Below are 25,426 nucleotides of genomic sequence, written 5' to 3' on the forward strand. Positions count from 1 at the left end.
TATGTACCAGTTTATACTGGGAAAAATCTCCACTCTTAGCGCGGACCCGCTGGCGTCAACGCTCGCAGACATGGCGCCACAGGGTGCCCGAAACCGTTCCTGGCTGGCTGGCAGGACGCTGCTCGCCCGGACATTGTCACCTTCTCTGCTGCCCGACATTGTGTACGGCGAACAGGGGAAACCCGCCTTTGCGAAAGACCATCGGCTCTGGTTTAACCTGAGCCATAGCGGGGACGACATTGCTCTGCTGGTGAGCGATGAAGGTGAAGTGGGCTGCGATATCGAAGTGATACGCCCGCGCGAGAACTGGCAGGCGCTGGCTAACGCCGTTTTCAGCGTTGCGGAACATGCGGAGCTGGAACGCGAAGCGCAGGAGGCGAAGCTCTCAGCTTTCTGGGGGATCTGGACGCGTAAAGAGGCGATTGTGAAGCAGCGAGGCGGCAGTGCCTGGCAGATTGTTAGCATCGACAGCACCTCGCAGACCCACACGGTCAGCCAGCTTCACTTTGGCTCTCTGAGTCTCGCCGTCTGCACGTCCACCCCGTTTACCCTTACCCCCGGTGCGATTTTTCACCACGAGATGTCCGGGGCAGAAATATCACCAGCACGCCCAGTATAATCAACCCGACACCCGCCAGCCCACGCCAGGAAAAATGTTCGTCCCAGCCGGGCAGCAGGATCGCCGCGCCCCACACCAGGATATAGCTGAGGCTCAGCAAGGCATACGCTTTGCTGAGCGCCATACGGTGCAGCGCCAGATACCAGCAGCCCATAGAGGCGACATACCCCGTTAACCCCAGCAGCAGCGCACCGGTACCGGACGAGAAATGCCAGAGGGCCTGGAGAAATGCGAACGCCTCGCCTACAGAGGGAAGCGCCTGCATGGCGCTTCGCAGCAGCAGCTGCGCGGCGCTGACTAACAGCACGCTGCATAACGCCCACAACGCCCCTTTCACAGGCTCCCTCCCAGGATAATAATCCCCATGATGATGAACCCCACCCCCAGCCAGTGGTGTGACGCGACGTGCTCACGCCAGACGACCTTCGCCGCCAGCGTCACCCAGACAAAATTGAGGCTCAGCATCGGGTAGGCAATGCCGACGGGCAGGCGTTGCAGCACCACCAGCCAGACCAGCATCCCGCAGCCCAGCATCAGCATTGCCAGACCAAGCCACAGCGCGATATGCGCCCCACGCCTCCCGGCTTTCGCCGGACGGGTGGCTTGCTTCTGACACAACTGCCCCGCACAGCTGAGCACGCTTGCCAGTATCAGCCAGATCCAGATCATCATTTCGGCAGATACTGCAGGTAGGCCAGACGGCCCTGGATATAGAGGCTGTCAGGCTCGGGCAGATTCGCCCGGGAAAGGTCATCGCGTTTGGACAGCAGGATAACCAGCGATACGCGTCCCTGCTGACGATGCGCCGCCAGCCACTGCGCGAAGTCATCTTTGCCGACAAAACGATCGTTCACATCGGGATAATCCAGCCCGTAGCGCAGCTCGCCACTCTGACCAAACAGGGTGATGTCATTACGCTTCAGCTCCCACGCCAGGCCGGCGGCCACGCCAACATTGTTGGCCAGCACAAACCGGCTGTTCTGCAACGGCTCGCGCACGGTATCGACCAGCGACTGCGGCTGTTTGGAATCCACCACCAGGTTAGGAATGGCAAAACCAATCAGCAACGCCAGTCCCGCAGGACACAAGGCAGCCAGCCACCAGCGCTGCGGGCTCTGTCGGAAGGTAAACCAGCCTACCGCAGCCCAGATGAGGAACGCCACCACCGCACAGAAGACTTTATACAGCTCAACGGATGTCCAGACAGGATGCTTAGCCAGCCCCCACGGCGAGACCACCAGCGCCGCCACCACGCCGATGACGCCAAACGCCAGGTTAATCCCGCCGTTAATGCGCAGCGCTCTGGCACCTTTTTCCGCCGCGAGGCAGGCATAGCGCGCCATCAGGATCGCCAGCGGGGCAAAACAGGGCAGGATATAGGTCGGCAGCTTGCCTTTGGCGATGCTGAAAAACAGCAGCGGCATCACCACCCAACCCAGCAGATAGAACCCGCCGCCCGTGTTTTGTCTGTCATGCCAGCCGAAACGAAACGCGCCGGGCAGCAGCGCCAGCCACGGCAGGCTGCCCGCAATCAGGAACGGCAGGTAATACCAGAATGGTGCTTTGTGCTGCGCGTCGCTCTGAGCAAAACGCTGAATATGCTCCACCCAGAAGAAGTAACGCCAGAAATCAGGCTCACGCTGCGCAATGGCCAGCGCCCACGGCAGAACAATCAGCACGCAGCTCAGGATCGCGAGCCAGCCAAATATCAGCACCTCTTTCCAGCGCTTCTGCGCTATCACCCACGGCAGCACGCCAATCACCGGTACCGCCAGCGCCAGGAAGCCTTTGGTCATTACCCCCATCCCGCACGCCAGCCCAAGCAGCACATAGCCACCGGCTTTTCCGGCCACGGTTTGGGCCTGTGAGGCCAGCCAGAAGCTGCACATCGCCGCCACCAGCCACAGGGTGATAATGGGATCCAGCACCGCATACGTACCAATGCCATAGACAAGGAACAGGGTCAGGAAAATAAGGCCGGAGAAAAGGGCTGTTCGCTTATCCCGCCAGAGACGCCAGGCCATCCAGATAACCAGCAGCGCCGTCAGTCCAGTGGAGAAGATCGCCCCGGCGCGCACGGCAAGGTTCGAGTGCCCGAACAATACTTGCCCGAGGCTGTTGATCCAGTAGCCAGCAATCGGTTTTTCAAAGTAACGCAGCCCCAGAAAATGGGGGACCACCCAGTCACCGGAGGCCAGCATTTCGCGGCTGATTTCCGCATAGCGCGTTTCATCAGGCTGCCACAGCAGGCGGATATCGACCGGGATGAGGTAGTAAACGATAAACAGTGCGAGAAGCGCTAAGCCATAACGGGCTGTTTTCATGGGACCGAACTCACGGTTTGTTGAAAGCCAAGCCAGCCTTCCCGGCCAGCCAGTTCATTACGGACAACTTTGCCCACGGGCAGGGTGCTGAGATCATCAGGCAGCAACTCGCTTAACGGGCAGAAGGTAATCCCCTCCTGCGCGGCCAGGGTCAGCAGCGCATCGAAATCCTGCTGGAAGGCAATCCCTTCCACTTCGGCATGGATGGTATACACCGGCGTACCGGCGTCGCGATGGATGCAGTCCAGAATATAGCGGTTGAACCCGTCGGCGGTCACCTCGCGCCCCACCACTTCATCCCAGGTGGGAAGCGTGACGGGAATTTGCACCGTACCGTAGCGATTTTCGCCCAACAGTGGCAAAAAGGGTCCGGTTCCGCGGCAGTCGCTGTTGTAGCGAAACGCGAAGGGCTCTTTGGCTTTCACCACGCGCTGATCCGCACGCCAGCCTGCCACGGCGGAGCAGCGCACCGGCTGACCGGTAATCGCCTCCAGCTCCAGCATCCCGCGCTCGACTTCGCGGGTCAGGCGGGGGATGTCCCAGACGCCCGCCCAGGCTTGCCAGGCATGGTGATCCCAGGCGTGCAGGCCCACCTCATGATGCTGCGCCGCCTCCCGGATAACCGCTTCATTACCCGCGCCGATGCGCCTGCCGGGCCAGGCGGTGCCGGCCAGCAAAATATCCCAGCCGTAGAGGGATGCGGCGCGCGAGCGCAGCATTTTGAACAGAAACGCCGGTTTAACCAGACGCCATAAATGGCGTCCCATGTTGTCAGGCCCCACGCTGAAGAAAATGCTGGAACGCACGCCGTGCCTGCCCAGCAGTTCCAGCAGTTTGGGTACGCCGTCACGCGTCCCCCTGAAGGTGTCGACATCAATGCGTAAACCGACTTTTTTCATGAGGCCTGTTCCGAGAGCTCCACGGTGCGCAGGAAGAAATCGAGCGTTTCATCGATGGTCTGCTCCATCTTCACCGTCGGCGTCCAGTTCAGGCAGCGCTTCGCATTGCGAATGCTGGGCTTACGGTGCTCGACATCCTGGTAGCCTTTGCCATAGTAGCTGCTGCTTTCCACTTCGCGGAAACCGGCAAACGGCGGGAATTTATCGCGCAGCGGATGGCGCTCAAAGCTTGCCAGCAGCATTTCGGCCAGCTCGCGAATGCTCGCTTCGTTATCCGGGTTGCCGATGTTGATGATTTCACCATTGCAGCGGTTATCTTTGTTTTCGATGATGCGGAACAGGGCTTCGATCCCGTCGCTGATATCCGTAAAGCAGCGTTTCTGTTTACCACCTTCGATAAGCTTAATAGGTGAGCCTTCCACCAGGTTCAGGATCAGCTGGGTGATCGCGCGGGAGCTACCGATACGCGCCGCGTTCAGGTTATCCAGACGGGGTCCCATCCAGTTAAACGGACGGAACAGGGTAAAGCGCAGCCCTTCTTTCTCGCCGTAGGCCCAAATCACGCGGTCCAGCAGCTGTTTAGAGACAGAGTAGATCCAGCGCTGTTTGTTGATCGGCCCGACCACCAGGTTAGAGGTGTCTTCATCGAAGTTCTTATCGGTGCACATGCCGTACACTTCAGAGGTGGACGGGAAGATGATGCGCTTGTCGTATTTCACGCAGTCGCGGATGATCTTCAGGTTCTCTTCGAAATCCAGCTCGAACACGCGCAGCGGGTTACGGGTGTACTCGATTGGCGTGGCAATGGCGACCAGCGGCAGCACCACGTCACATTTTTTAATGTGGTACTCGATCCACTCAGAGTGGATGCTGATGTCCCCTTCCACAAAGTGGAAACGCGGGTTATTGAGGAACCGGCTGATGGCATCCGCGCCAATATCCAGGCCATAAATTTCATAGTTATCGTCTTTGAGCAGGCGTTCGGTCAGGTGGTTACCGATAAAGCCGTTCACGCCGAGGATCAGCACGCGGGTGCGGCGTTTGAGAGCCACCACCGGTGCGCTGGTGATCAGTGCCCCGGCCACCAGCCCCAGAGACTGCGCCAGCTGGGTGCCCTGCACGTACAGGCCGTTGTCGGTTTGCCCGGTGACGATCTCCAGCGCTTGCTCACCACAGCTCACAATCAGCGGGGAGACGGAGACAACAGTGCCCGGTCTGGCGGCCGGAATGTCGTCACGCACGCGAGATTTCCAGACGATAAACTTGCTGACGCCCGCAAAGCTGTATGCGCCCGGCCACGGGTCGGTCACGGCGCGCACCAGGTTGTGCAGCTGGCGGGCCGGCTTGCTCCAGTCCAGACGGCCATCTTCCGGCGTACGGCGGCCAAAGCAGCTTGCCTTGCTCTCATCCTGCGCGGTCTCGCTGAAGGTGCCGTTCAGGATGGTCGGCAGCACATCGCGCAGCAGCGTCTGCGCCGTCGCATTCAGCTTGTGATGCAGCTGCAGCGCGGTGTCGTCAGCGTCGATAGCGACTTTCTGCTGAGCCACGATGGCGCCCGCATCCGCACGGCGCACCATGCGGTGCAGCGTCACGCCGGTTTCCGTCTCACCGTTCACCAGCACCCAGTTCAGTGGGGCGCGGCCACGGTAGGCAGGCAGCAGAGAGCCGTGAAGATTAAAGGCCCCTTTTGCGGCCAGGCCCAAGATCTCATCGCAGAGCAGATTGCGGTAGTAGAACGAGAAGATCATATCCGGGGCGAGCGCGCGGATGCGCTCCACCCACAGCGGGTGGTTAACGTCGTCCGGCGCATAAACCGGGATCCCACGCTCGGCGGCGATACGCGCCACAGAGCCGAAAAAGGTATTCTCTCCGGCGGTGTCCGGATGGGTAAAAATTGCAGCAATATCATAGCCCGCGTCCAGCAGGGCCTGCGTGCCCGTGCACCCCATATCGTGATAGGCAAAGACAACAGCTTTCATGGGTGGTTTTCCTCTTGAGATGCTTTGTGTTCCTGACGGACAACACGTTGGATAAAGTAGCGCGGACGCGCGCGAACATCGTTATAGATACGGCCAATGTACTCACCGAGCAGCCCCATCCCGACAAACTGGGCGCCGATGAACATAAACAGCACGGCAAAGAGCATGAAGACCCCTTCCGCCGCCCACTGCGGACCAAAGACCAGGCGCAGGACAACCAGCAGAACGGACAGCGCAAATCCGGCGACGGCGATAATGCTGCCGAAAACGCTCAGCAGGCGCAGCGGCGTGGTGGTCAGGCAGGTGATGAGGTCGTACATCAGGTTGATGAGACGCATAAAGCTGTACTTCGACTCCCCGTGCTCGCGCTCGGCGTGCAGAACCGGGATCTCCGTCGCCTTACGGGCAAAGGTGTTGGCGAGGATCGGAATAAAGGTGCTGCGTTCATGGCAGTGCAGCATGGCGTCGACGATATGGCGGCGGTAAGCGCGCAGCATACAGCCGTAATCGCCCATCGCTTTACCGGTGGTACGCTGGATAAGACGGTTAATGGTGCGTGAAGCCAGCTTGCGGAACAGGCTGTCCTGACGGTTTTGCCGTACCGTGCCGACCACATCAAAGCCTTCATCAGCTTTGGCCACCAGACGCGGGATCTCTTCCGGCGGATTTTGCAGGTCCGCATCCAGGGTGATGACCAGATCGCCCGTAACGTGGCTAAACCCCGCCATAATCGCCGAGTGCTGGCCGTAGTTACGGTTGAGCAACACCGCAACAATGTGGCTGCCTTCAGCCTGCGCGGCTTCGGTCATCATCAGCGCGGAATTGTCGCTACTGCCGTCATCCACCAGCAGAATTTCGTAGGCTTTGCCCATCGTGTCGCAGGCAGCCGTGGTGCGGCGAATCAGTTCAGGCAGGCTCTCCTGCTCGTTATAAACCGGGATAACCACGGAAACTTTTTGTACGGGCGGTGCACTGAACATATCAATGTCCTGCAAGCTGATGGAGCGCGGTAATGACGCGGGTTGTGTCGTCATGAGTCATGTCCGGGAAAAGTGGGAGAGAACAAATACGCGCGCTATTCCATTCAGAATTCGGGAGCGATACTTCAGGAAAACGCTCGCGGTAGTATTTTTGCGTGTGTGCCGCGCGGAAATGGAGGCCGGTGCCGATGCCCTTCTCTTTCAGCGCGGTCATCAGGCTGTCGCGGGAGATCCCGCAGCGCGCTTCATCCACGCGAATAATAAACAGATGCCAGGCGTGAATGTGCGGCCATGACGGAATAGTCAGCGGCTGGAACGGCGTATCGGCGAGCTCGCGCAGGTAGCGTTCAGCGATCGCCTGGCGGCGTTGGTTGGCCTCTTTCAGCTTGCCCAGTTGCACCAGGGCCAGGGCAGCATTGATATCCGCCAGGTTGTATTTATAGCCCGGCGCGATCACCTCCGCCTGCGGCGCACGGCCATGCGTCTGGCGGTCATAGGCATCCACCCCCAGGCCATGGAATTTCAGGCTGCGGATCCGCGCAGCAAGCCCGGCATTATCCGTAACGACTAAGCCGCCTTCTGCACAGGTCATATTTTTAATGGCGTGAAAGGAGAAAATCGCCGTTCCTTTCCAGCCGACATGACGGTTTTTGTAGTACGTTCCGGCGGCATGGGCCGCGTCTTCAATCACCGGAATACCGTGACGTTCACCGATGGCGTGAATAGCGTCGATATCACAGGGCGCGCCGGCATAATGCACGGGAATAATGGCTTTAGTACGCGGGGTAATAGCCGCTTCAACGGCGTCGGGCGTCACCATCAACGTCTCTTTATCCACGTCAATCATCACCGGCGTGGCGCCCAGCAAAACGATCATATTCAGCGTGGAGACCCAGGTCTGGGAGGGGGTAATGACTTCATCACCCGGGCCAATATCCAGCGCCATCAGCGTGACGTGCATTCCCGCGGTGGCCGAACAGACCGCAATCGCGTGCTGATTGCCGGTAAGCTGGCAAAATGCCTCTTCCAGCGCCTGATTTTTCGGCCCGGTCGTGATCCAGCCGGAGGCTAATACCTCCTGCAACGCCGCTAATTCCTCATTGCCCATAGACGGGCGGGAAAAAGGCAAAAAATCACTCATCATTAAATTCCTTGCAATAAGAATGGCATGCTTTTGATATTAACCATTTGCCAGTTCGTTTATTTCAACGAACCATAAACTCATATCAAGGTAGCGCTCATTTCTTAGGGAAAAATTAAGATGAGTATTTAAACCGAAATAAACAACATGAAAATCAGTTTATAATCAACAGATTGCACTTTTATGAATTATTTATTTTGTGATCGTATTCAACCTTTTCAAAATGTAACGTTTAAACCAAACCTCAACAAACAAAAAAATTCCCGGTTTTTCCAAAATAATAGGGAATAACCGGGAACTTTTCTTTTTAGTTAATTGTCGCGCTTATTTTAAGTTATCTGGAAAGTTTTCTGGTAACTCGCTGGCCGCACACGCAATCACGCTGTCATCGTTAGCACCGCAGTCGCGCACAAAGGTAATAGTGGCAAATTCATCAATCACTTCCGTTGGATACGCAGGGCCTGCATCGCGATAGCTGTTCATCAGCGGAATGTGATCGTTCTGGAAGCAGACGGTTTTTTCCGGGTTGTTCATGACCCAGCGCGGGAAGAAGATGGTGCCATGGAACAGTTTGTCGCCCAGGTTCACGATCAGACTGACGTCGGTGCCGGTTGGCTCGGTCCATGAAATTTTGCAGATGCTCTCACCCACGCGAGCGATATACACCCGCTGATCTTTTACCCAACGATTTCCCACCAGACCGCTGTGAATACGGTAGTCGATGGTCGTGTCATTTTTGATATAAATCTCGTAGTTCCAGCCATTATCGTAGGTATAAACCAGATGTTTGCCGACGAAGCCGCTTAAATCATGTTTGTCGAAGGTGTTCATAAGATGTCTCCTTTGTTTTGATGAGACGATCGTACCCCTTCAAAAAATGAATAAATAACGCTATGTTTGAATCAAATTCATCCAAATTTTAGATTAATTATGCATAAGACGACGCTTGAGCAATGGTCTTTACTGGCGAAAGTGGTTGAGGCGGGCAGCTTTGCCAGAGCCGCAGAAGAGACTCACCGCAGCCAGTCTTCCGTCAGCTATAACCTGTCGCTTTTGCAGGAACGGCTGGGAGTGGCGCTTCTGGTTCAGGAGGGCCGCCGGGCGGTGTTGACCCCCGCCGGGGAACTGCTTCTCAACCAGGTCAAACCGCTATTAAAAGCCTTCGCGTATGTTGAAACCCGCGCGGCGACCCTGCGCAACGGCATGCGCACGCGGCTGGATCTGGTGGTGGATAATATCTTCCCCCGCCGTCGTCTGTTCGCCATCCTGCGTCAGTTCCAGCAACAGTATCCGCAAACGCAGGTGCGCCTCACCGAAGTACTGGAAAACACGCGCGCTGAGGCGATTAACGATGAAGCCGATGTGATGGTGCTCACCCGCCGCCAGGATATTACCGGGCTGGGCGAATGGCTGATGAACATCGACTTTGTTGCCGTGGCCCACCATCAGCATCCCCTCTTTACGCTCGACGCACCGCTTAGCGATGACATGCTCCGCCCGTGGCCGCTCATCCAGATTGCGGACAACCAGTCTTCAGCGCGCACGGCCGGAGGCTCCTGGACCTTCTCCACCATTGACGCCGCCATTGAGGCGGTGATGTCGCAGGTGGGTTACGGCTGGCTGCCGGAGGAGCGCATACAGGCTCAGCTCGAGCAAGGGGTGCTGAAGCTGCTGCCGCTCAGTCACGGCGTGCGCCGGGCCACGCCGCTGCACCTGATCGTTAAGCGCTCCCTCGCCCCGCTTGATGAGCAGGTCGAGACGCTGTTGCGCCTTTTTAGCCAGGAGCCGTCATCATCACCTGCTACGCTTTAAGGTCCGAACGTTAAAACGATAAGGAGCCTGATGATGAAGATCGACCTGACGGGAAAAGTGGCGCTGGTGACCGCCTCGACGGGCGGAATTGGTTTCGCCATTGCCAGAGGGCTGGCTGAAAGCGGCGCGGAAGTGATCGTCAATGGGCGCAGCACCGACTCGGTGAACAAGGGTATTCAACAGCTACAGCAGGTGGTGCCTGGCGTGCAGGTGCGTGCCGCGATCGCCGATCTCGGTTCAAATGAAGGGGTGGAGTCGCTGCTGAAGGTAGCGAGCAATGTCGACATTCTGGTCAATAACGCCGGGATTTACGGCCCGCAGGATTTCTATGCCACCGACGATGACACCTGGGAGCGTTACTGGCAGACCAACGTGATGTCCGGCGTGCGCCTCTCCCGCGCTCTGCTTCCCGGTATGGTGCAGAAAGGCTGGGGACGGGTGGTGTTTATCTCCTCCGAGTCAGCCTGCAATATTCCGGCGGACATGATCCACTACGGTGTGACCAAAACGGCGCAACTCTCGCTGGCGCGCGGGCTGGCGAAGTTCGTGGCGGGCAGCGGTGTGACGGTCAACAGCGTCTTGCCGGGCCCGACGATGTCGGACGGTTTCGCGGAGATGATGAAAGACGAGATCGAGAGAACCGGAAAATCGCTGGAGCAGCTGGCAAAAGAGTTTGTGATGGCCAACCGCCCCAGCTCGGTGATCCAGCGCGCAGCCACGGTTGAAGAGGTCGCCAACATGGTGATTTATGTCTGTTCGCCTCAGGCCTCCGCCACCTCGGGCGCGGCGTTGCGCGTCGACGGTGGCGTCGTGGATGACATTATCTGAGCCGGTCAGGCCGCACTGCCTGCAACCCGGCGGGCAGTAATATAGTGCGCTTGCCAGTAGCTATCGTTCAGGGTGGACACCGTCACGCCCTGGCTGCTTGAGGCATGAATAAACTGGCTGTCGCCAATGTATACGCCGACGTGCTTACGGTTCGGGCCGGTCTGGAAGAACACCAGATCCCCGACCTGAAGGCGGTATTGCGCCACCTGCACGCCGCGATGGATCTGCTCACCTGTCGTGCGCGGCAGGTCGAGATGTACGGCATCGCTGAACAGATGCTGCATCAGCGCGGAGCAATCCACCCCGCGATGCGTGGTGCCGCCCCACTGATACTGCGTGCCTTTCCACTTCTGGTATTGATCGAGAATACGTGAGCGCAGCGGACCCGTTTCCGGATGAAGCAGCGCCGATTTCGCAGGCGCTGCCGCAAGCTCGTTGTTCATCGATAGCATTGATGCCGGCAGTTGAAAACTGAAGGCGGAAAACGAGGCAAAACTTAACGAGAGTATTGAAATAAGCGATCTTAAGGTCATATCAGAGAGCGTATGTGAGTGAATTTTTCCTTACCTGCGGAGGCCAAGGGTCCCCCTAAAAATCGTGATGTGGCGATAATATAGGCAGCTCACTTTTTCACCAACGCTTATCGAGACCAAAATTGGACTCACTTTCAGTTCGCAAGATCGAGAAAAAAATGGTGGGGATGTAAGGACTCCCCGGGTAAAGCAGGTAAACTGATCCGAAGAATGTGTATTTCAGCTAAGACGTATTTATGACCAATATGATTGCCGACGAGACGGTGGCGAAATCCAGCGTGCTCTCTGTCTTTGACTTTGACGGGACATTAACGCACCACGACAGCTTTATCCCTTTCCTGCGGTTTGCCTTCGGGAAACGTTACTTCGCAGGTCGCCTGGTGCGTATGGCGCTGCCCACGCTCCACTGCGTGCGCCGTAAGCTGACGCGCGATGAGCTAAAAGAAGTGCTGATTAAAACGTTCCTGACGGGCGTGGATGAACACTGGTTACGCCAGCAGGCGGAAGCGTTTTGCGAAAAATACTGGGACAAGCTGATGCGCCCCGAAGGGGTTCTGGCGGTTGCGGCTGAGGTAAATTCCGGTGCGGAGGTGACCATCTGTTCCGCGTCGCCGGCGCTGGTGCTCCAGCCCTGGGCCGACAAACTGGGCATTAAGCTGATTGGTACCCAACTGGAAGTGAAAGACGGTAAGCTGACGGGGCGCATTACCGGCCATAACTGCCGCTGCGCTCAGAAAGTGGCCAGGTTGGAAAAAGTGTACGGCGATTTGAACGCCTATCACCTGCGCGCCTGGGGAGACACCCGCGGCGACCACGAACTGCTGGCAGCCGCGCAGGATCCACACTGGCGGCATTTCCATCCCCCGCGCAAGCGCCGGAATTCACCGATCAAGGGTTAGGTGCGCTCTGGTGCCCTTACCCCGGCCCTCTCCCACAGGGAGAGGGAGAAAAGCGAGGTATCATGCCTCACGCTTCCCAGGGAACATCACGCTCGCAATAATCCCCAGCGCCAGCACGCCGAGCACGACAAACAGACTTGCCGTGGCGCCAATGTTGTAACCGTGATGCCAGAAGTGATCGGTAGCATTTAATCCCAGCTTGAACGCCACGAAGAACAGCAGCAGCACGACGGCTTTTTCGAGGTGCACCAGATACTGCTTCATCGCTTCCAGCACGAAGTAGAGCGTACGCAGGCCCAGAATGGCGAACATCATGGCGCTGTAAATAATCAGCGGTTCGCGGCTCACGGCAATAATGGCCGGCACGGAGTCAAAGGCGAACATCACATCAGAGAGTTCGACAACCGCCACGCAAAGCAGCAGCGGCGTCGCATAGCGCTTCGCCTTCTTAACGCGGCCCACCATCACGTCCTGGTTTTCCGGTTTTTCAAGCTCCGCATCCACCTCTTTCTGGGTCAGAATAAAGGCATTGCTGCTGATTTTCGGCCAGACAGGATAGAAGCGTTTCACCAGGCGATACGCGAGATGCCCGGAGTAATCCTCCACCTCGTCGCTCTCTTCATTGCGCTTGAGCATCATCACCGCCGTCCAGCCGACGACCAGCGCGAAAATCACCTCCACGTACGGCCCCAGGCTCAGCAGGCTGGTGCCGATCGCCACGAAAATACCGCGGAAGATAATCGCCCCCAGCACGCCCCAGTAAAGGACGCGGTGACGATACTTATCCGGCACGCCGAACCAGGCGAAGATCGCCATCATCACAAACAGGTTATCGACAGAGAGCACCTCTTCCAGCGCGTAACCGGTAAGGAACAGGCTCGCCATTTCGGCACCATGGTGAACATACAGGAACCCGGCGAACGCCATCGCCATCATGACCCAGAAGAGGGACCACATGGCGGCACTTTTCAGCGAGATCGGTTTATCGTGACGGTGCATAAAGAGGTCGATAAACATCGCCCCAACGGCCATCACCACAAAGACAACAACGGTTTCCGTCGGGAAACCGAGATGAGCAGCAGACATACAAAACCCTTTTGGCAGACAAAACACAACACCATGCAAACTGGCGTAAACCAGGAACAGAAAGGCGTGGGCTGTTACTCAGCCTCTTCACCCTCAAAGCCGTAGCCCTGTCGGCTACGCAAGAAGGGGGTACTTTACCTTACCAGGCGGGGCATGCGCATCTGTCGTTTAGGCGGTCATGCCACGCAAACGCTGCAGCACCGCCACCAGCACCGCCACAGACCAGCCAACCATCAGGGCGCCGATAAGCCCCTCTACGCCGCCGATGAGCCGCCAGTGCTGGGGTAACGTGACATCGCCGTACCCCACGGTGGCGTAACTGACCAGCGAAAAATAGAAGCTGGTATTCCAGTCCTTAAATGCGTCAATGACAAAATAAAACGCAGCAAACAGCCCGGCTTCGAGGAGATGCGCGAAGATCATGGAGATAACGATGCCAACATTGCGTAAGACAATGCGTACCGCTGAATCCACTTCTAGTTTTATGAATTTTAAAACGCCAAACATCCACAGCGAATGGATCACCACGGTAAGGGTAAGCAAAATGATAATACTGAGTAGCTGCATGACGAATGCTCTGACCAAAAGGAATATGGCCCCGCGAACGCAGCGGGGCACCTGGTCGAAGCTTAGTTGAAAGAGCAGGAAAAGTTGGTGCAATAATTGCGTTGCGTGATTATTTCTCTGCTGTGTAGAGACATTAAAGTTGTATCCTTTAACCTGAAAAAGACTTTAAAGTTGTAAAGTTTTAAAAAAACACATACAAAACATGATGCTAAGTGTGTATCACACGCTGTTCCAACATTATGCCTTGATGTTCTTGCAGGAACTGCAATTTACAGGAGGAAAAAGGTGTTTTTGTAGTTATCTGGCGTTACGTGACAGTGTTGGTCAGATACTTCCACCTCTTCAGAGTTAAAGTTTGATATATGGGAAAAAAAACGCTCCCGGACGGGAGCGTAAGCCAGTGACTTCGGCGTCAAATGAGGGTCTAACAAGTGGAGCTGCGGGTTAATTCTGGGTGATCTGACTGCGATGCTTATCAGCCTGCTGCTGGTGAACAACGGAAGACTGACCATTATTCGCCTTCTCATGTACAGCTGCGGCCTTCTCATGCTCGCTCATTTCAGAAAATGACTTTGCTGTTTCGTTGGTAGCTCCGGGTTTAGCTTTCATCATTTTTTTATGCATTTCAGCCATGTCCTGGTGGGCAGCAGAATTGCTGTTTTGCATCATGTCATGGGACATTGCGGCCTGATCGTGACTGCTCATATCCATCATTGTCATGCTGTCTCCCTGAATTGCACTTTTTTCAGCAGATGACTGCATCTGGTGGGCAGGTGCCTGTGCATTATTTACCTGGTCATGCATGTTCATTGTCTCTGCAGCCATGGCAGATGAAGCGGCAGCCATAATGGCAACAAATGATACGAGAATCTTTTTCATGGTTGGGTCTCCGGTGTTTACATACCCAAACAATCAATGGCTTATAACAGAGAAAGCAGTTGATCTCAGGGCGGGTTAATCATCACTCCAGGAACCAGGTGATTGTGTTATCACGCTGCTCCTGATTTATGAATAATTATAAAAAACCGCCTCTGTTTATCGCGTGACTGAATGATGACAATTTTGTCACCTTCCAGGTTTCTCCTGAACAACGGGATTAATCCATTAACAGGCGCACTTTGAACACAATTTCACGCCCCTGCTGTTCTGCTGACAGCTCGCCGCCGTGAGCATGAATGATCGACCTTGTAATTGATAATCCCAGCCCCGCGCCTTCCGTGTTGTAGAACCTTGATGAGTCTGCGCGATAGAACCGGTCAAACAAACGTTCCAGATTAGCGGGAACCTGGCCGGACATCGTATTCGTAATCATCACGTTCACACAGTCACTGTCACGCTCAAGGTGTATCGCTGTACAGGTGTTATCGGGAGAATACTTGATTGCATTGGAAAGCAGGTTACTGAAAGCACGTCGGAGCATATCGCTGTCTCCGGCAACAACGCCCTCTCCTTCAACCGTGATTGTCTTTCCTGTTTCGTCTGCCAGGGGCTCGAACAACTCACGTAATTCATTCAGTTCGGCTGCCAGATCCACATCATGTTTATCCAGCCGCAGCAGACCATGCTCTGAACGTGCCAGAAAAAGCATGTCACTGGTCATTCGTGACAACCTTTTCAGTTCTTCCAGGTTAGCGAATAAAATTTCGCGGTAATGCGAAACATCCCTTTCCTTAGCCAGTGCAAACTGCGTCTGCATCATCAGATTACTGACTGGTGTGCGCAGCTCATGCGCGATGTCAGACGAGAAATCTGACAGTTTCCGGAATGCCCCCTCCAGGCGATCAAACATATTATTGAACTCCTGCATGGTCTCAGAGATTTCCGGCGGAGCCAGATCGGGATTTAGACGCTGATCCAGGCTGTGTACGGTCATGGAGGAAGCCAGACTGGTCATTTCCCGTAGCGGTTTCAGACCAATACGTGTGGTCAGCCAGCCCAGAAAAACAGAAATAAAGACCAGACCGATATTGAACCAGAACAGCCAGGTACTGAGTTTGTCCATAAACAGGGTGTGATACCCAGTATCCGTGGCAACCGTAATGATGACATGTTTGCTTTTACCCTGTTCCGGCGTCACGGCAACCCGCCGCGAGATACTGCGGTACACGGTGTTATTTTCTTCCGTCTGGATCATATAGTCGAGAATATCACCCGACTTATTAAGCAGGACCGCTGGAACAACAGAATTTTTGGCATAGAGTTCAACAATTTTTTCATTTTCCATGTTTTTTATAGAAATGAATAAGCCATTGTGCCCCACCATCGCATCGTTTATTTTTTCTGATAATGACTTAATATCCGTTTTGTTCCTGAACGTCTCTGTTTTAAGAAACTCTTCGGTGAGCTGAAGTTTACCTGTCAGAAAATCGCGGTCCTGATTATCGAAATAGCCATTAAGGGTGCTAATCAGGATAAAACTTGATAACCACCATACCGTAAGCATCACCGCAGAAAAAATCAGGCTCAGGCGTGTGGTCAGGGAAATTTTGAACCTCACTCTTCTCTGATCTCCAGGACATATCCGGCACCGCGAACGGTATGGATCAGTTTTGGCTCAAAGTCATCATCAATTTTACTTCTCAGACGTCTCACGGCGACATCAATCACATTCGTATCACTGTCAAAATTCATGTTCCAGACCAGGGACGAGATAAGACTCCTGGGTAACACTTCTCCGGTGCGTTGCAGCAGCAACTCAAGCAGAACGTATTCTTTACCGGTGAGATGGATCTTCTTCCCCGAACGGATCACGGTCCGGCGCACCATATCAACGGTCATATCGGCGATGGTGCAGACTGTTGCGGCCTGCGAGCGTGCCCGGCGCAGTAGGGTTCTTACACGTGCAACCAGCTCCGTAAAATCAAAGGGCTTAATCAGGTAGTCATCTGCGCCAAGCTCCAGTCCTTTCACTTTGTCCCGCACGTTGTCCTTTGCGGTTAAAAACAGGACCGGTTCTTCGTGCCCGGACTCCCTCAGTGCGCTGATGATTTGCCACCCGTCGAGGAAAGGCAGCATCACGTCCAGTATTATCAAATCATACTGTCCCTTCGACGCGGCCCCGAGACCATCGCGGCCATTATTAAAGAGATCGGCCTGATAGCCTTCCTCAACCAGTCCCTGCTGCAGGTAACGACCTGTTTTTTGTTCGTCTTCAACGATTAAAATACGCTGCATGGTCAACTCGCTGATATGAAAGTAAAAATCTCACGCATAAGCTTTGGCTGTCCCCTAGCTGACCTGAGACGGAGCAAGCATTCCGAGCCACGCTACGGCGCCCAGAATGATAATCGCAACAACGAATTCTGTCAGGATGCTGTTTCGCATCAGGGCAACGCTGCGATCATAATTCCCTTCCCTGACCATAACTTCAAGCCGGGGACCCAGGTGAAACCGGTTTGCTGCAGCCAGAAGAAGCATCAGAACAAACAGAGCCGTCTTGGCAAGCAATATCCTCCCCCAGGAACTGTTGAATAAGGGAGTTAAGTTACCCTCAGCAATATACAGATAGTTGACCAGCGCACTCAGGATCAGGGCTACAACAATCACCGTTCCTGCCGTGGCAAATTTTGCCAGGGAGTCAGATATCACAATGACGCTCTGTGCATTATGCTCGTTTCTGCGCATCAGCAGGATAGCAAATGCAACCAGAGCACCTGTCCAGGCACCTGCAGCGCCGAGATGGGTCAGATCGCTCAGTAAATGGAGATAGTAATGCAGACCGTCATGCATAACGGCGTGTCCTCCCCAGGCAAGTGTAGCCAGCGCCACGCCCCCACTCATCGTCATCAGCAGGCAGGACAATACTCTCTTATTAGTGTAAAGGAACAAAGCACCGAGTGTGGTAAACAGGGCACAGAGCCTGACAATCCAGCTAATACCCACATCAGTTTCTTCTATCACCATCTCGATAACATGGATGGATAATTCTCTGAGGTCAGTTACTCCACTCATGGCATTAGATACCAGGAGCATATTAATGCCAGTAAGAATGATGCCTGTAACAACAGCAAAAGTTATAAACGACCTGAAATTAGTCAGGTTATAGGTTTCATGTCTGACACCGCTTATTCCATATATCTGAAAAAATGGCAATCCAAATATTACCATCAAATCCAGATAAAGAAGAAAACGAATAACAATCATAATCAGGTCGTTCATAATATTACTTCACTGTAAAGGTGTAATTACCGGTAATAGGGTGCGTATCTGAAGAAACCGCGCGCCAGTCAACACGATAAGTGCCAGCGGGTAAAGGCTCTCGCGGAATAATGACCATCGATTTAGGGTCAGCGCCTGGCGCCACTTTTGCCGCGACCGGCATCGGAGAATGTGATGACATGCCTTTCATACCCGTCATCGTTAATTTTGCACCTGAGAATTTCACGGTCAGATTTTCCGAGAAATTAAGCTGAATCTTTTCCGGGGCCGCTACGGCTGAATCAGCCTGTGGCACAGAGCTTTTTAATTCCGGATGGGCCATAGCAGAGAAAGCAACGCCCATAACGAGGCCACCTGTAAGAATGGCTTTATTTAAAATCGACATTTTATTTACCTGTTTAGTTGAGTATTTTATATCAGTGCGTTAAAACCAGATTCTGGCTCCCGCCAGGAATACTACCTGATGGTCTTTCTCACCTTCTCTTTTCGCCATATCGGATGTTTTCCCGTAAAGTTGATTCCAGGAAACGCCTATATAGGGTGCAAACTCACGGCGTATTTCATAGCGCAGCCGGAGCCCCAGCTCTGTGTCAGTCAGTCCCCTGCCGCGACCCCGCGATTCATCATCCTGACTGTAGAAATTCACCTCATAGGATGGCTGGAGTATGAGCCGGTTAGTCAGTAAAACGTCGTATTCTCCTCCCAGACGAAGGGCTGCTTTTCCGCCATTACTGACAAAACCCGTAATTTCAGACTCAAAATTATAGAGTGCCAGCCCCTGAAAACCGACAGCAGCCCAGGTCCGGGCAGAAGCAGGTCTGAAATCCTGCCTGACACCCGCAACCAAATCCCACCATGGGCCAACCGCATGTCCCCAGAGTAACTGCGCTTCAGCCGCCTCCGTTTCCCCATTGCTTCGTTCACCTTCACTCTTTAGCCAAATCCGATCTGTGTCGCCTCCAATCCAGCTGTTAACACTCCAGCTGAAATTGTTGGTGTTGTCCGACCGTTGCCATTCCAGTTGATCCAGCAGAACCAGATAATTAATCGCACTGTCGTGAATCGCATGCCCCTGTAAATTGCCGAATGCAGCCTTCCGGTCGGCATCGGTAACAGGCGGAATTGGCGTTCTGCTCTCAGTTACAATGGGCTCCATTGACGTCATCTCAGTGAAATTCTCATCTGCTGGCATCTGCATGGCAGACATGTCGTGCCCGGCGTGGGGATCTGCAGAGACGGAGCCCGCCGCAATAGAAAGCTGTGAGGTAAACAAACCGGCGACCAGAACAGGTATGGCCTTCAAATTTCTCTTCATTCGCATCATTCCTCCACCCGGACTTCACGAAACATTCCCATTTCCATGTGATAGAGCAAATGGCAGTGATACGCCCAGCGGCCAAGCGCATCTGCTGTCACTCTGTAACTGCGTTTTGTACCAGGGGGAACATCTATTGTGTGTTTACGAACCATGAAATTACCGTTTTCATCTTCCAGATCGCTCCACATACCATGCAGGTGAATGGGGTGAGTCATCATGGTATCGTTGATCAGCGTGATCCTGAGCCGCTCACCGTATTTCAGCAGCACCGGTGCGGCATCTGAAAACTTGATTCCGTTAAATGACCAGGCAAACTTTTCCATGTGGCCGGTTAAATGCAGTTCTATGGTACGGCCAGGTTCACGTCCGTCAGGATCCTCAAAGCGGCTTTTCAAATCCGCGTACGTGAGAACCTTTCTTCCGTTATTTCGAAGACCAATACCCGGATCATTTAACTTCGGAGAGACGCTCATCGCCTGCATATCAACCAGTGGGTTATCCGTTTCTGACGCAGGATGACTTTGCATACCCGGCATTCCGGCCATCCGGGAATGATCCATACCGGCCATGCTGCTGTGATCCATGGGCGCGGAGGATGTCCCGCTATCCGGAAGGTCAGCACCGTCCATAGACATCATCTCTCCGCTGTTATCCATGCCTCCCATCTGGCTGTGGTCCATTCCTGCCATATCATGTCCCATTCCCCCCATACCCATATCTTCCATGGTCAACAGAGGACGGGGATCGAGGGGGGGAACGGCAGCACTTAACCCCTCTCTCGTGGCCAGTGTCCCTCGAGCGTAACCGGTCCTGTCCATGGATTGTGCGAAGATGGTATAGGCCTCACCCTGAGGCTCCACAATGACATCATAGGTTTCGGCAACGGCAATCCTGAATTCGTCAACGGTAACCGGGTTTACATACTGGCCATCTGCAGCCACGACCGTCATTTTCAGCCCGGGGATACGGATATCGAAATAGGTCATTGCCGAGCCGTTGATAAACCGTAAGCGTATCTTTTCACCGGGACGGAACAGTCCGGTCCAGTTTTTCAGCGGGGCCTGCCCGTTCATGAGATAGGTGTAGGTGTAGCCACTGACATCCGCGAGGTCAGTCGGATTCATTTTCATTTCAGCCCACATTTTCCGATCGGCAATGGTGGCTGACAGCCCCCTGGTATTCACGTCGCGGAAAAAAGAGCCAACGGTTGGTTTATTGAAATTGTAGTAATCCGACTGTTTTTTTAATTTTTTCAGCAGGCTGTGAGGATTTTCATCGGTCCAGTCAGACAACATGACCACATGCTCACGATCGTAAGTAAACGGTTCTGGCTCCCCGGCATCGATGATAATGGCACCGTATACCCCCTCCTGTTCCTGCAGACCGGAATGGCTGTGGTACCAGTAAGTCCCGTTCTGCTTAACCTTAAAGGTGTAAACGTAGGTATCATCAGGCTCTATGCCCATAAAACTCAGCCCCGGAACACCATCCATATTGGCCGGAAGAATAATGCCGTGCCAGTGAATGGACGTCTGTTCATTAAGACGGTTTTTGACCTTCAGGGTAATGGTGTCACCTTCTTTCCAGCGAAGAACGGGCCCCGGCAGGCCTCCATTGATTGTTTTGGCCTGACGCTCACTGCCCGTGATATTGACGGCCGTTTCACCAATGGTCAGGTCAAACTGAGTACCCTGCAGGGATGCGGCAACTGGCAGGCTCAGACTGGAACGCGCATTGAAACTCCATACGCCAAGACTTCCGGCTACGCCAGAGAGGGTTAACCCCTTCAGGAAAGTTCGTCGAGACGTTTTCAACAGCATGCGCATTCCCTTATTTAAAGTATGGTTACTGACAGAATTCGAGAACCGATTTAAATTAAATTACTGGTTCATCCACTTACAATGAAATGAATCTAGCACACCTTAAGAAACAAATTCATTACAATCGTGTAATGTACATAGCTGTATTACATTTACGTCATCTTCCCCACAGGTTGATTATTTTTATATATGATCATAAGGACATCTTTTATGTACCTCAGAAGGTAATTACACATGAATATATTAATCACGACCACTGCGTTTACAGCTTTATTTTGTGGGGCAGCTTTTGCTCAGTCCAGTGATATTGCCCATGAAGCACATCGATTTGTTAATAATGCCTCAGCCGTCAGTCATGTGAATTCCTCGACGCATGAAAACTTACCGGACAGGGTTAATAAAAACAACACGCCCTCATTCTCTGAAATGAATGAACATGAAAGGGCCATTGTTGCTCATTCATTTATGAACAACAGCGCGTCCTATGCGCATCAGAAAATGATTGAGGAACATAAAAAAATGCTGTCCGGCAGTGATGCAAATTCAAAGACCTCGTCTTCTTCTTTTAACGAACTGAATGCCGGAGAAAAAGCCGCTCTCGTGCATGAGCAGGTCAATAATGCCGGTGCGGAAGCACATCAGACGCAGGCAAGAAAGCTTCGCGGGCTGTATTCGACCAGGTAACTGCAGGCGGGTTAGTGCTTAGCGTCAGGTGCGCAGCAGGGCTTTACTGACGGGTTACGTAGCAGGACATGAGCCCCATATTGCTCTGCCGTAACCTGTTTCAGTCCCGTTAATCATCACCGTCGGGCTGGTCATACAGTTCCCAGAGCTTCAGGAGCAAACGGGAAACAAGATATGTTACAAAAATGACGACCATCAACGGTGCTCCCGATTAACTGACAGATGACACGCCTCCTGAAAACCCCTAGCATACGCCGCAGTGTTCATGCTAACGGCGAATTCCAGTAAATGTATTCTACCGATGTCGTAAAAGAAAATGCCTACCTTTCAGCCACCCGCTCGGGGCTGGAATCGAACGAGATCGCTACTCTTCAGCGCTCCTTGCCTTCCCGGTTTAATCTGCGGCATTTGAAAAAAAATGAATCATTAAAACTCGTACTGCAAAAGAAAGCGGGAAAATCACGTGTCGTGGCCTATAAATTTACGTCCGGTTCATTTAATTACACGGCGTATCGTATATCAGATAAAAAGTTCTATAACCTTTCCGATACTTCCGGGAAAGGCAGTCTCGATTATCCGTTACCGGCCACAGCAAGACTCAGTTCGCCTTTCAATCCTGCAAGACTTAACCCGGTATCGGGAAAAGTGAGTCCCCATAATGGCATTGATTATTCCATGCCCATGAACACGAAAATAGTCAGCGTCATCGACGGAAAAATCACACGGGCCGAATACAACAGTACCATGGGATATTTTGTTGAAGTAACGGGAAAAGCCGGTGTTAAAACTCGCTATCTCCACCTCAATAAAATACTCGTTACTAAAGGGGCCAGGGTTACACGGGGAGGTGCTATTGCGTTATCCGGTAACAGCGGACGTTCATCCGGTCCTCATCTGCATTACGAGCTGGTCATCAATAACAACCCTGTTAACTCTCTGGCGTTCCGGGCAGCGGCACCCGCTGATAACAAACTCGAACAGCATGCCTTTGCGCATGCCAGAGACTACGAACGATACCTGGACTGATAACGGGACCGCGACGCGGCCCCGTCTGCCGGATTAATTTTTTTTATCGTTTTCACTTCCGTGATGTTGATGATCTCCATGCCCTCCGTGGCCGTGGAAAAGATGCATTAGCGGGCAGACCAGCAATAACAGATATGGCCAGTAACCTGCCACATGTGACCAGTGTTCGCGCAGGAGGGCAAATGCCGCGATCGCGGCGACAGCAATAAGCGCATAGGTGGTACTTTTCATACTGGACTCCTTCTGTTCGTAACTGACCCTTCACTCAGTGTTATTTCCCGAGCCTGACACTTTTCAGACGCAACGCATTCACAATGACGCTGACGGAGGAAAGAGCCATGGCCGCCGCCGCAATAACTGGCGACAGCAGTATTCCATACACAGGATAAAGCAGACCTGCAGCCACAGGCACGCCAAGTGCGTTGTAGATAAATGCAAAAAACAGATTCTGACGGATATTTTTCATGGTGATCTCTGACAGATGACGGGCCCTGTTCAGTATCATCAAGTCGCCTTTGAGAAGGGTGACTCCGGCACTTTCAATTGCCACATCTGTACCCGTTCCCATGGCTATACCCACGTCAGCCGCTGCCAGCGCCGGGGCATCATTCACACCGTCTCCGGCCATCGCAACCACATGGCCAGACTCTTTCAGTCGGGTTATCACTGCTTTTTTGCCATCCGGCAGAATTCCGGCTTCAACCTCATCTATTCCCAGTTTCCGTGCGACTGCTTCAGCAGTAAGCTGGTTATCCCCGGTGAGCATAACGATGCGGATCCCCGCCTGACGCAAAGCTTTAAGCGCATCCGGCGTGGTTGTTTTCACGGGATCCGAGATAGCTATCAGGCCTGCAAGGTCCCCGTCTGTGGCCACATAGATAACGGTAGCGCCTTCCATCCGCAACGTATCCGCAACGGCCTTTTGATTATCAATAACTATACTGTTTTCCTGCATAGCCAGTTCATTACCAATAACAACCCGTTGACCTTCGACATCGCCTGAGACACCTTTACCCGACGGTGCATCGAAATGAGTGACTGCGGGTATTGCGATCCCCTTTTCCTGTGCTGCTTTAACTACTGCCATACCCAGCGGATGCTGCGAGCCTTTTTCCACTGCGGCTGTTACACGCAAAAGAGATGTTTCCCCACCCGGATTGAGACTGATAATCCCTGTCACCGTAGGCGAACCTTCCGTGAGCGTGCCTGTTTTGTCGACAACCAGCGTGTCCACTTTTTCAAGACGCTCAAGGGCTTCGGCATTCCTGATTAACACCCCGGCCTGGGCTCCTTTGCCCACCCCCACCATTATCGACATCGGCGTGGCCAGCCCCAGCGCGCAGGGACAGGCAATAATCAGGACCGACACAGCCGCAATGAGACCGTGCGCCATCCTGGGCTCGGGCCCCCAGACAGACCAGATCACGAAAGCAACAACCGCGATAAGTATCACCAGAGGAACAAACCAGCCTGAAACGCTGTCAGCCATTCTCTGGATGGGGGCACGCGAACGCTGTGCATCAGCGACCATCTGAACAATTCGTGAGAGCATTGTTTCATCACCGACTTTCTCTGCACGGATGATGAGACTCCCTGTCTGATTAATGGTCCCCCCGATGACAGGGTCACCCTCCGTTTTGGTAACCGGCATAGATTCCCCGGTCACCATCGATTCATCAACGGTTGTTTTGCCTTCGATCACGATACCGTCGACCGGAATACTCTCTCCAGGTCTGATGCGGAGCTTATCGCCAGGCAGGACATCTTCCGCATTAATATCCGTTTCATGACCGTCATGATCCAGCCGTCTGGCGGTTTTGGGGGCAAGGTTCAGAAGCGCAGTAATGGCGCCTGAGGTTTGTTCCCGTGCCCGCAGCTCAAGAACCTGTCCCAGCAGAACAAGCACCGTAATAACTGCTGCGGCTTCAAAATAAACGGCCACCAGGCCATCCATGTTTCTGAACGATGCAGGAAACCAGGAGGGGAAGACGGTTGCAATGACGCTGTAAACCCAGGCTACGCCGGTCCCCATTGCAACAAGGGTAAACATATTCAGGGAGCGGTTACGTAACGACATTCCGGCCCGGGCGAAGAATGGCCAGCCACACCACAACACGACAGGGGAGGCCAGAAGCAGCTGCAGCCATGTGTTGTACTGTGGCGGTACTGTATTCCTCAACTCGGGAAACAGATGAGATCCCATTTCGAGTACCAGAACCGGAAACGCCAGCAACAACCCCAGCCAGAAGCGTCTTGTCATGTCGTGAAGTTCATCACTCGGCCCCGTGGATGCCGTAGCTACGAGCGGCTCCAGTGCCATTCCACAGACAGGACAGCTTCCGGGACCACTGCGGCGTATCTCCGGGTGCATCGGACATGTCCACACACCTTCAGAATTCTCTTTTTCCGCCTGGTGGTGAGGCTGTTTTATCTGATCAGGGCTGACTTCGTGATGATCGTGGTGATGGTGATGGGAATGTTCACTGGCATCTTCGGTAAGATAACGATCGGGATGGGCTTTAAATTTACTCTCACAGCTGGCGGAGCAGAAATAAAGTTGATGGTCCTGGTATCGAATGCTGCTGTGCGCCCTGTCGGGCAGGATGGCCATCCCGCACACGGGATCTCTCACCTTATGCAATACGTGGCCCTCGTCCGGGGATAATGTCTGCTCAGAAGCAGTCTGGTTGTTGTGTTGCACTGCATTGTCATTTTTCACAGTAACTCTCCTTATGCATACCGAAGCATCTTCT

General features: G+C 53.8%; 26 protein-coding genes. 6 read left to right on the top strand and 20 right to left on the bottom strand.

Annotated features, from left to right (window positions below; genetic code table 11):
* Window position 1: 1 nt before the first annotated feature.
* Window positions 2-619 (top strand): 4'-phosphopantetheinyl transferase AcpT, encoded by a 618-nt coding sequence (gene acpT / locus SP99_RS20995; protein ID WP_047959643.1) that lies wholly within the window; start codon window positions 2-4, stop codon window positions 617-619.
* Here acpT and arnF read toward each other — a convergent pair.
* From arnF to SP99_RS21035, 8 genes are all read right to left on the bottom strand, one after another.
* Window positions 552-956 carry a 4-amino-4-deoxy-L-arabinose-phosphoundecaprenol flippase subunit ArnF gene (gene arnF, locus SP99_RS21000; RefSeq protein ID WP_047959644.1) on the bottom strand — a complete coding sequence of 135 codons (405 nt, stop codon included), beginning with the start codon at window positions 954-956 and terminating at the stop codon, window positions 552-554. The genes acpT and arnF overlap by 68 nt on opposite strands.
* Window positions 953-1,291 carry a 4-amino-4-deoxy-L-arabinose-phosphoundecaprenol flippase subunit ArnE gene (gene arnE / locus SP99_RS21005; RefSeq protein ID WP_025759637.1) on the bottom strand — a complete coding sequence of 113 codons (339 nt, stop codon included), beginning with the start codon at window positions 1,289-1,291 and terminating at the stop codon, window positions 953-955. Before arnE ends, arnF begins: the two co-directional genes overlap by 4 nt.
* Window positions 1,288-2,943, bottom strand: coding sequence for a lipid IV(A) 4-amino-4-deoxy-L-arabinosyltransferase (arnT, locus tag SP99_RS21010; protein WP_047959645.1), 1,656 nt, complete (start codon window positions 2,941-2,943; stop codon window positions 1,288-1,290). Before arnT ends, arnE begins: the two co-directional genes overlap by 4 nt.
* A complete protein-coding gene (arnD, locus tag SP99_RS21015; RefSeq protein ID WP_047959646.1) occupies window positions 2,940-3,842 on the bottom strand; it encodes a 4-deoxy-4-formamido-L-arabinose-phosphoundecaprenol deformylase in 903 nt (300 codons plus the stop codon). Before arnD ends, arnT begins: the two co-directional genes overlap by 4 nt.
* The gene (gene arnA, locus SP99_RS21020; RefSeq protein ID WP_047959647.1) at window positions 3,839-5,821 is read right to left on the bottom strand and encodes a bifunctional UDP-4-amino-4-deoxy-L-arabinose formyltransferase/UDP-glucuronic acid oxidase ArnA; all 1,983 of its coding nucleotides are present in this window, start codon (window positions 5,819-5,821) and stop codon (window positions 3,839-3,841) included. The genes arnD and arnA overlap by 4 nt, the downstream gene beginning before the upstream one ends.
* Window positions 5,818-6,801, bottom strand: a complete 984-nt coding sequence (arnC, locus tag SP99_RS21025; RefSeq protein WP_025759633.1) for an undecaprenyl-phosphate 4-deoxy-4-formamido-L-arabinose transferase — start codon at window positions 6,799-6,801, stop codon at window positions 5,818-5,820. The genes arnA and arnC overlap by 4 nt, the downstream gene beginning before the upstream one ends.
* A 1-nt stretch (window position 6,802) precedes the next feature.
* Window positions 6,803-7,942, bottom strand: coding sequence for a UDP-4-amino-4-deoxy-L-arabinose aminotransferase (gene arnB / locus SP99_RS21030; protein ID WP_047959648.1), 1,140 nt, complete (start codon window positions 7,940-7,942; stop codon window positions 6,803-6,805).
* A gap of 324 nt (window positions 7,943-8,266) precedes the next feature.
* Window positions 8,267-8,773, bottom strand: coding sequence for a phenolic acid decarboxylase (locus tag SP99_RS21035; RefSeq protein WP_047959649.1), 507 nt, complete (start codon window positions 8,771-8,773; stop codon window positions 8,267-8,269).
* A 99-nt stretch (window positions 8,774-8,872) separates the two neighbouring features.
* Here SP99_RS21035 and SP99_RS21040 point away from each other — a divergent pair, with 99 nt between their 5' ends.
* Together SP99_RS21040 and SP99_RS21045 are read left to right on the top strand one after the other, a co-directional pair.
* Complete coding sequence (locus SP99_RS21040; RefSeq protein WP_047959650.1) at window positions 8,873-9,754, top strand: LysR family transcriptional regulator; 882 nt, start codon at window positions 8,873-8,875, stop codon at window positions 9,752-9,754.
* A 33-nt stretch (window positions 9,755-9,787) separates the two neighbouring features.
* Window positions 9,788-10,582: an SDR family NAD(P)-dependent oxidoreductase gene (locus SP99_RS21045; protein ID WP_047959651.1), complete on the top strand. Its 795-nt coding sequence runs from the start codon at window positions 9,788-9,790 to the stop codon at window positions 10,580-10,582.
* Window positions 10,583-10,587: 5 nt separating this feature from the next.
* On the opposite strand, the gene SP99_RS21050 is transcribed toward SP99_RS21045, so the two are convergent.
* Window positions 10,588-11,115 (bottom strand): NlpC/P60 family protein, encoded by a 528-nt coding sequence (locus SP99_RS21050; RefSeq protein ID WP_032672654.1) that lies wholly within the window; start codon window positions 11,113-11,115, stop codon window positions 10,588-10,590.
* 236 nt (window positions 11,116-11,351) lie between these two features.
* Here SP99_RS21050 and SP99_RS21055 point away from each other — a divergent pair, with 236 nt between their 5' ends.
* On the top strand, window positions 11,352-12,014 hold the full coding sequence (locus tag SP99_RS21055; protein WP_025759624.1) for an HAD family hydrolase: 663 nt from the start codon (window positions 11,352-11,354) through the stop codon (window positions 12,012-12,014).
* A gap of 60 nt (window positions 12,015-12,074) precedes the next feature.
* Here SP99_RS21055 and SP99_RS21060 read toward each other — a convergent pair whose 3' ends face one another.
* From SP99_RS21060 to pcoA, 9 genes are all read right to left on the bottom strand, one after another.
* Entirely contained in the window at window positions 12,075-13,100 is a 1,026-nt protein-coding gene (locus SP99_RS21060) for a TerC/Alx family metal homeostasis membrane protein (protein WP_047959652.1), read from the bottom strand.
* Window positions 13,101-13,268: 168 nt separating this feature from the next.
* Window positions 13,269-13,667 (bottom strand): potassium channel family protein, encoded by a 399-nt coding sequence (locus tag SP99_RS21065; RefSeq protein ID WP_025759666.1) that lies wholly within the window; start codon window positions 13,665-13,667, stop codon window positions 13,269-13,271.
* Window positions 13,668-14,111: 444 nt separating this feature from the next.
* Entirely contained in the window at window positions 14,112-14,546 is a 435-nt protein-coding gene (pcoE, locus tag SP99_RS21070; protein ID WP_000723069.1) for a copper resistance system metallochaperone PcoE, read from the bottom strand.
* Window positions 14,547-14,763: 217 nt separating this feature from the next.
* Window positions 14,764-16,164, bottom strand: coding sequence for a copper resistance membrane spanning protein PcoS (gene pcoS, locus SP99_RS21075; protein WP_001211180.1), 1,401 nt, complete (start codon window positions 16,162-16,164; stop codon window positions 14,764-14,766).
* Complete coding sequence (pcoR, locus tag SP99_RS21080; protein WP_001188930.1) at window positions 16,161-16,841, bottom strand: copper response regulator transcription factor PcoR; 681 nt, start codon at window positions 16,839-16,841, stop codon at window positions 16,161-16,163. The genes pcoS and pcoR overlap by 4 nt, the downstream gene beginning before the upstream one ends.
* A gap of 54 nt (window positions 16,842-16,895) precedes the next feature.
* On the bottom strand, window positions 16,896-17,774 hold the full coding sequence (gene pcoD, locus SP99_RS21085; RefSeq protein ID WP_229692861.1) for a copper resistance inner membrane protein PcoD: 879 nt from the start codon (window positions 17,772-17,774) through the stop codon (window positions 16,896-16,898).
* A 55-nt stretch (window positions 17,775-17,829) separates the two neighbouring features.
* Window positions 17,830-18,210 (bottom strand): copper resistance system metallochaperone PcoC, encoded by a 381-nt coding sequence (pcoC, locus tag SP99_RS21090; protein ID WP_000025662.1) that lies wholly within the window; start codon window positions 18,208-18,210, stop codon window positions 17,830-17,832.
* 39 nt (window positions 18,211-18,249) lie between these two features.
* Window positions 18,250-19,140 carry a copper resistance outer membrane transporter PcoB gene (pcoB, locus tag SP99_RS21095; protein WP_001378118.1) on the bottom strand — a complete coding sequence of 297 codons (891 nt, stop codon included), beginning with the start codon at window positions 19,138-19,140 and terminating at the stop codon, window positions 18,250-18,252.
* A 5-nt stretch (window positions 19,141-19,145) separates the two neighbouring features.
* On the bottom strand, window positions 19,146-20,963 hold the full coding sequence (gene pcoA, locus SP99_RS21100; RefSeq protein WP_000925240.1) for a multicopper oxidase PcoA: 1,818 nt from the start codon (window positions 20,961-20,963) through the stop codon (window positions 19,146-19,148).
* Between the two features lie 234 nt (window positions 20,964-21,197).
* On the opposite strand from pcoA, the gene SP99_RS21105 reads away from it, so the two are divergent.
* Together SP99_RS21105 and SP99_RS21110 are read left to right on the top strand one after the other, a co-directional pair.
* Complete coding sequence (locus tag SP99_RS21105) at window positions 21,198-21,647, top strand: copper resistance protein (RefSeq protein ID WP_001023257.1); 450 nt, start codon at window positions 21,198-21,200, stop codon at window positions 21,645-21,647.
* A 288-nt stretch (window positions 21,648-21,935) separates the two neighbouring features.
* On the top strand, window positions 21,936-22,673 hold the full coding sequence (locus SP99_RS21110; RefSeq protein ID WP_000287501.1) for a peptidoglycan DD-metalloendopeptidase family protein: 738 nt from the start codon (window positions 21,936-21,938) through the stop codon (window positions 22,671-22,673).
* A 33-nt stretch (window positions 22,674-22,706) separates the two neighbouring features.
* On the opposite strand, the gene SP99_RS21115 is transcribed toward SP99_RS21110, so the two are convergent.
* Window positions 22,707-22,904, bottom strand: coding sequence for a DUF2933 domain-containing protein (locus tag SP99_RS21115; RefSeq protein ID WP_000843494.1), 198 nt, complete (start codon window positions 22,902-22,904; stop codon window positions 22,707-22,709).
* A gap of 40 nt (window positions 22,905-22,944) precedes the next feature.
* Window positions 22,945-25,392, bottom strand: a complete 2,448-nt coding sequence (gene silP, locus SP99_RS21120; protein WP_001353604.1) for an Ag(+)-translocating P-type ATPase SilP — start codon at window positions 25,390-25,392, stop codon at window positions 22,945-22,947.
* Between the last annotated feature and the right edge of the window lie 34 nt (window positions 25,393-25,426).

The organism is Enterobacter sp. BIDMC92, from assembly GCF_001030225.1.
Taxonomy (GTDB): Bacteria; Pseudomonadota; Gammaproteobacteria; order Enterobacterales; family Enterobacteriaceae; genus Enterobacter; species Enterobacter sichuanensis.

Coding starts and splice junctions, on each gene's coding strand:
- SP99_RS21045 (WP_047959651.1), top strand. CDS start 9,788: ATGAAGATCGACCTGACGGGAAAAGTGGCGCTGGTGACCGCCTCGACG.
- SP99_RS21110 (WP_000287501.1), top strand. CDS start 21,936: ATGTATTCTACCGATGTCGTAAAAGAAAATGCCTACCTTTCAGCCACC.
- SP99_RS21060 (WP_047959652.1), bottom strand. CDS start 13,100: ATGTCTGCTGCTCATCTCGGTTTCCCGACGGAAACCGTTGTTGTCTTT.
- SP99_RS21065 (WP_025759666.1), bottom strand. CDS start 13,667: ATGCAGCTACTCAGTATTATCATTTTGCTTACCCTTACCGTGGTGATC.
- SP99_RS21040 (WP_047959650.1), top strand. CDS start 8,873: ATGCATAAGACGACGCTTGAGCAATGGTCTTTACTGGCGAAAGTGGTT.
- arnE (WP_025759637.1), bottom strand. CDS start 1,291: ATGATGATCTGGATCTGGCTGATACTGGCAAGCGTGCTCAGCTGTGCG.
- arnT (WP_047959645.1), bottom strand. CDS start 2,943: ATGAAAACAGCCCGTTATGGCTTAGCGCTTCTCGCACTGTTTATCGTT.
- pcoB (WP_001378118.1), bottom strand. CDS start 19,140: ATGAAGAGAAATTTGAAGGCCATACCTGTTCTGGTCGCCGGTTTGTTT.
- arnC (WP_025759633.1), bottom strand. CDS start 6,801: ATGTTCAGTGCACCGCCCGTACAAAAAGTTTCCGTGGTTATCCCGGTT.
- pcoC (WP_000025662.1), bottom strand. CDS start 18,210: ATGTCGATTTTAAATAAAGCCATTCTTACAGGTGGCCTCGTTATGGGC.
- arnB (WP_047959648.1), bottom strand. CDS start 7,942: ATGAGTGATTTTTTGCCTTTTTCCCGCCCGTCTATGGGCAATGAGGAA.
- arnA (WP_047959647.1), bottom strand. CDS start 5,821: ATGAAAGCTGTTGTCTTTGCCTATCACGATATGGGGTGCACGGGCACG.
- SP99_RS21055 (WP_025759624.1), top strand. CDS start 11,352: ATGACCAATATGATTGCCGACGAGACGGTGGCGAAATCCAGCGTGCTC.
- pcoA (WP_000925240.1), bottom strand. CDS start 20,963: ATGCTGTTGAAAACGTCTCGACGAACTTTCCTGAAGGGGTTAACCCTC.
- acpT (WP_047959643.1), top strand. CDS start 2: ATGTACCAGTTTATACTGGGAAAAATCTCCACTCTTAGCGCGGACCCG.
- SP99_RS21050 (WP_032672654.1), bottom strand. CDS start 11,115: ATGACCTTAAGATCGCTTATTTCAATACTCTCGTTAAGTTTTGCCTCG.
- pcoD (WP_229692861.1), bottom strand. CDS start 17,774: ATGGTAATATTTGGATTGCCATTTTTTCAGATATATGGAATAAGCGGT.
- pcoE (WP_000723069.1), bottom strand. CDS start 14,546: ATGAAAAAGATTCTCGTATCATTTGTTGCCATTATGGCTGCCGCTTCA.
- pcoR (WP_001188930.1), bottom strand. CDS start 16,841: ATGCAGCGTATTTTAATCGTTGAAGACGAACAAAAAACAGGTCGTTAC.
- SP99_RS21115 (WP_000843494.1), bottom strand. CDS start 22,904: ATGAAAAGTACCACCTATGCGCTTATTGCTGTCGCCGCGATCGCGGCA.
- SP99_RS21105 (WP_001023257.1), top strand. CDS start 21,198: ATGAATATATTAATCACGACCACTGCGTTTACAGCTTTATTTTGTGGG.
- arnD (WP_047959646.1), bottom strand. CDS start 3,842: ATGAAAAAAGTCGGTTTACGCATTGATGTCGACACCTTCAGGGGGACG.
- SP99_RS21035 (WP_047959649.1), bottom strand. CDS start 8,773: ATGAACACCTTCGACAAACATGATTTAAGCGGCTTCGTCGGCAAACAT.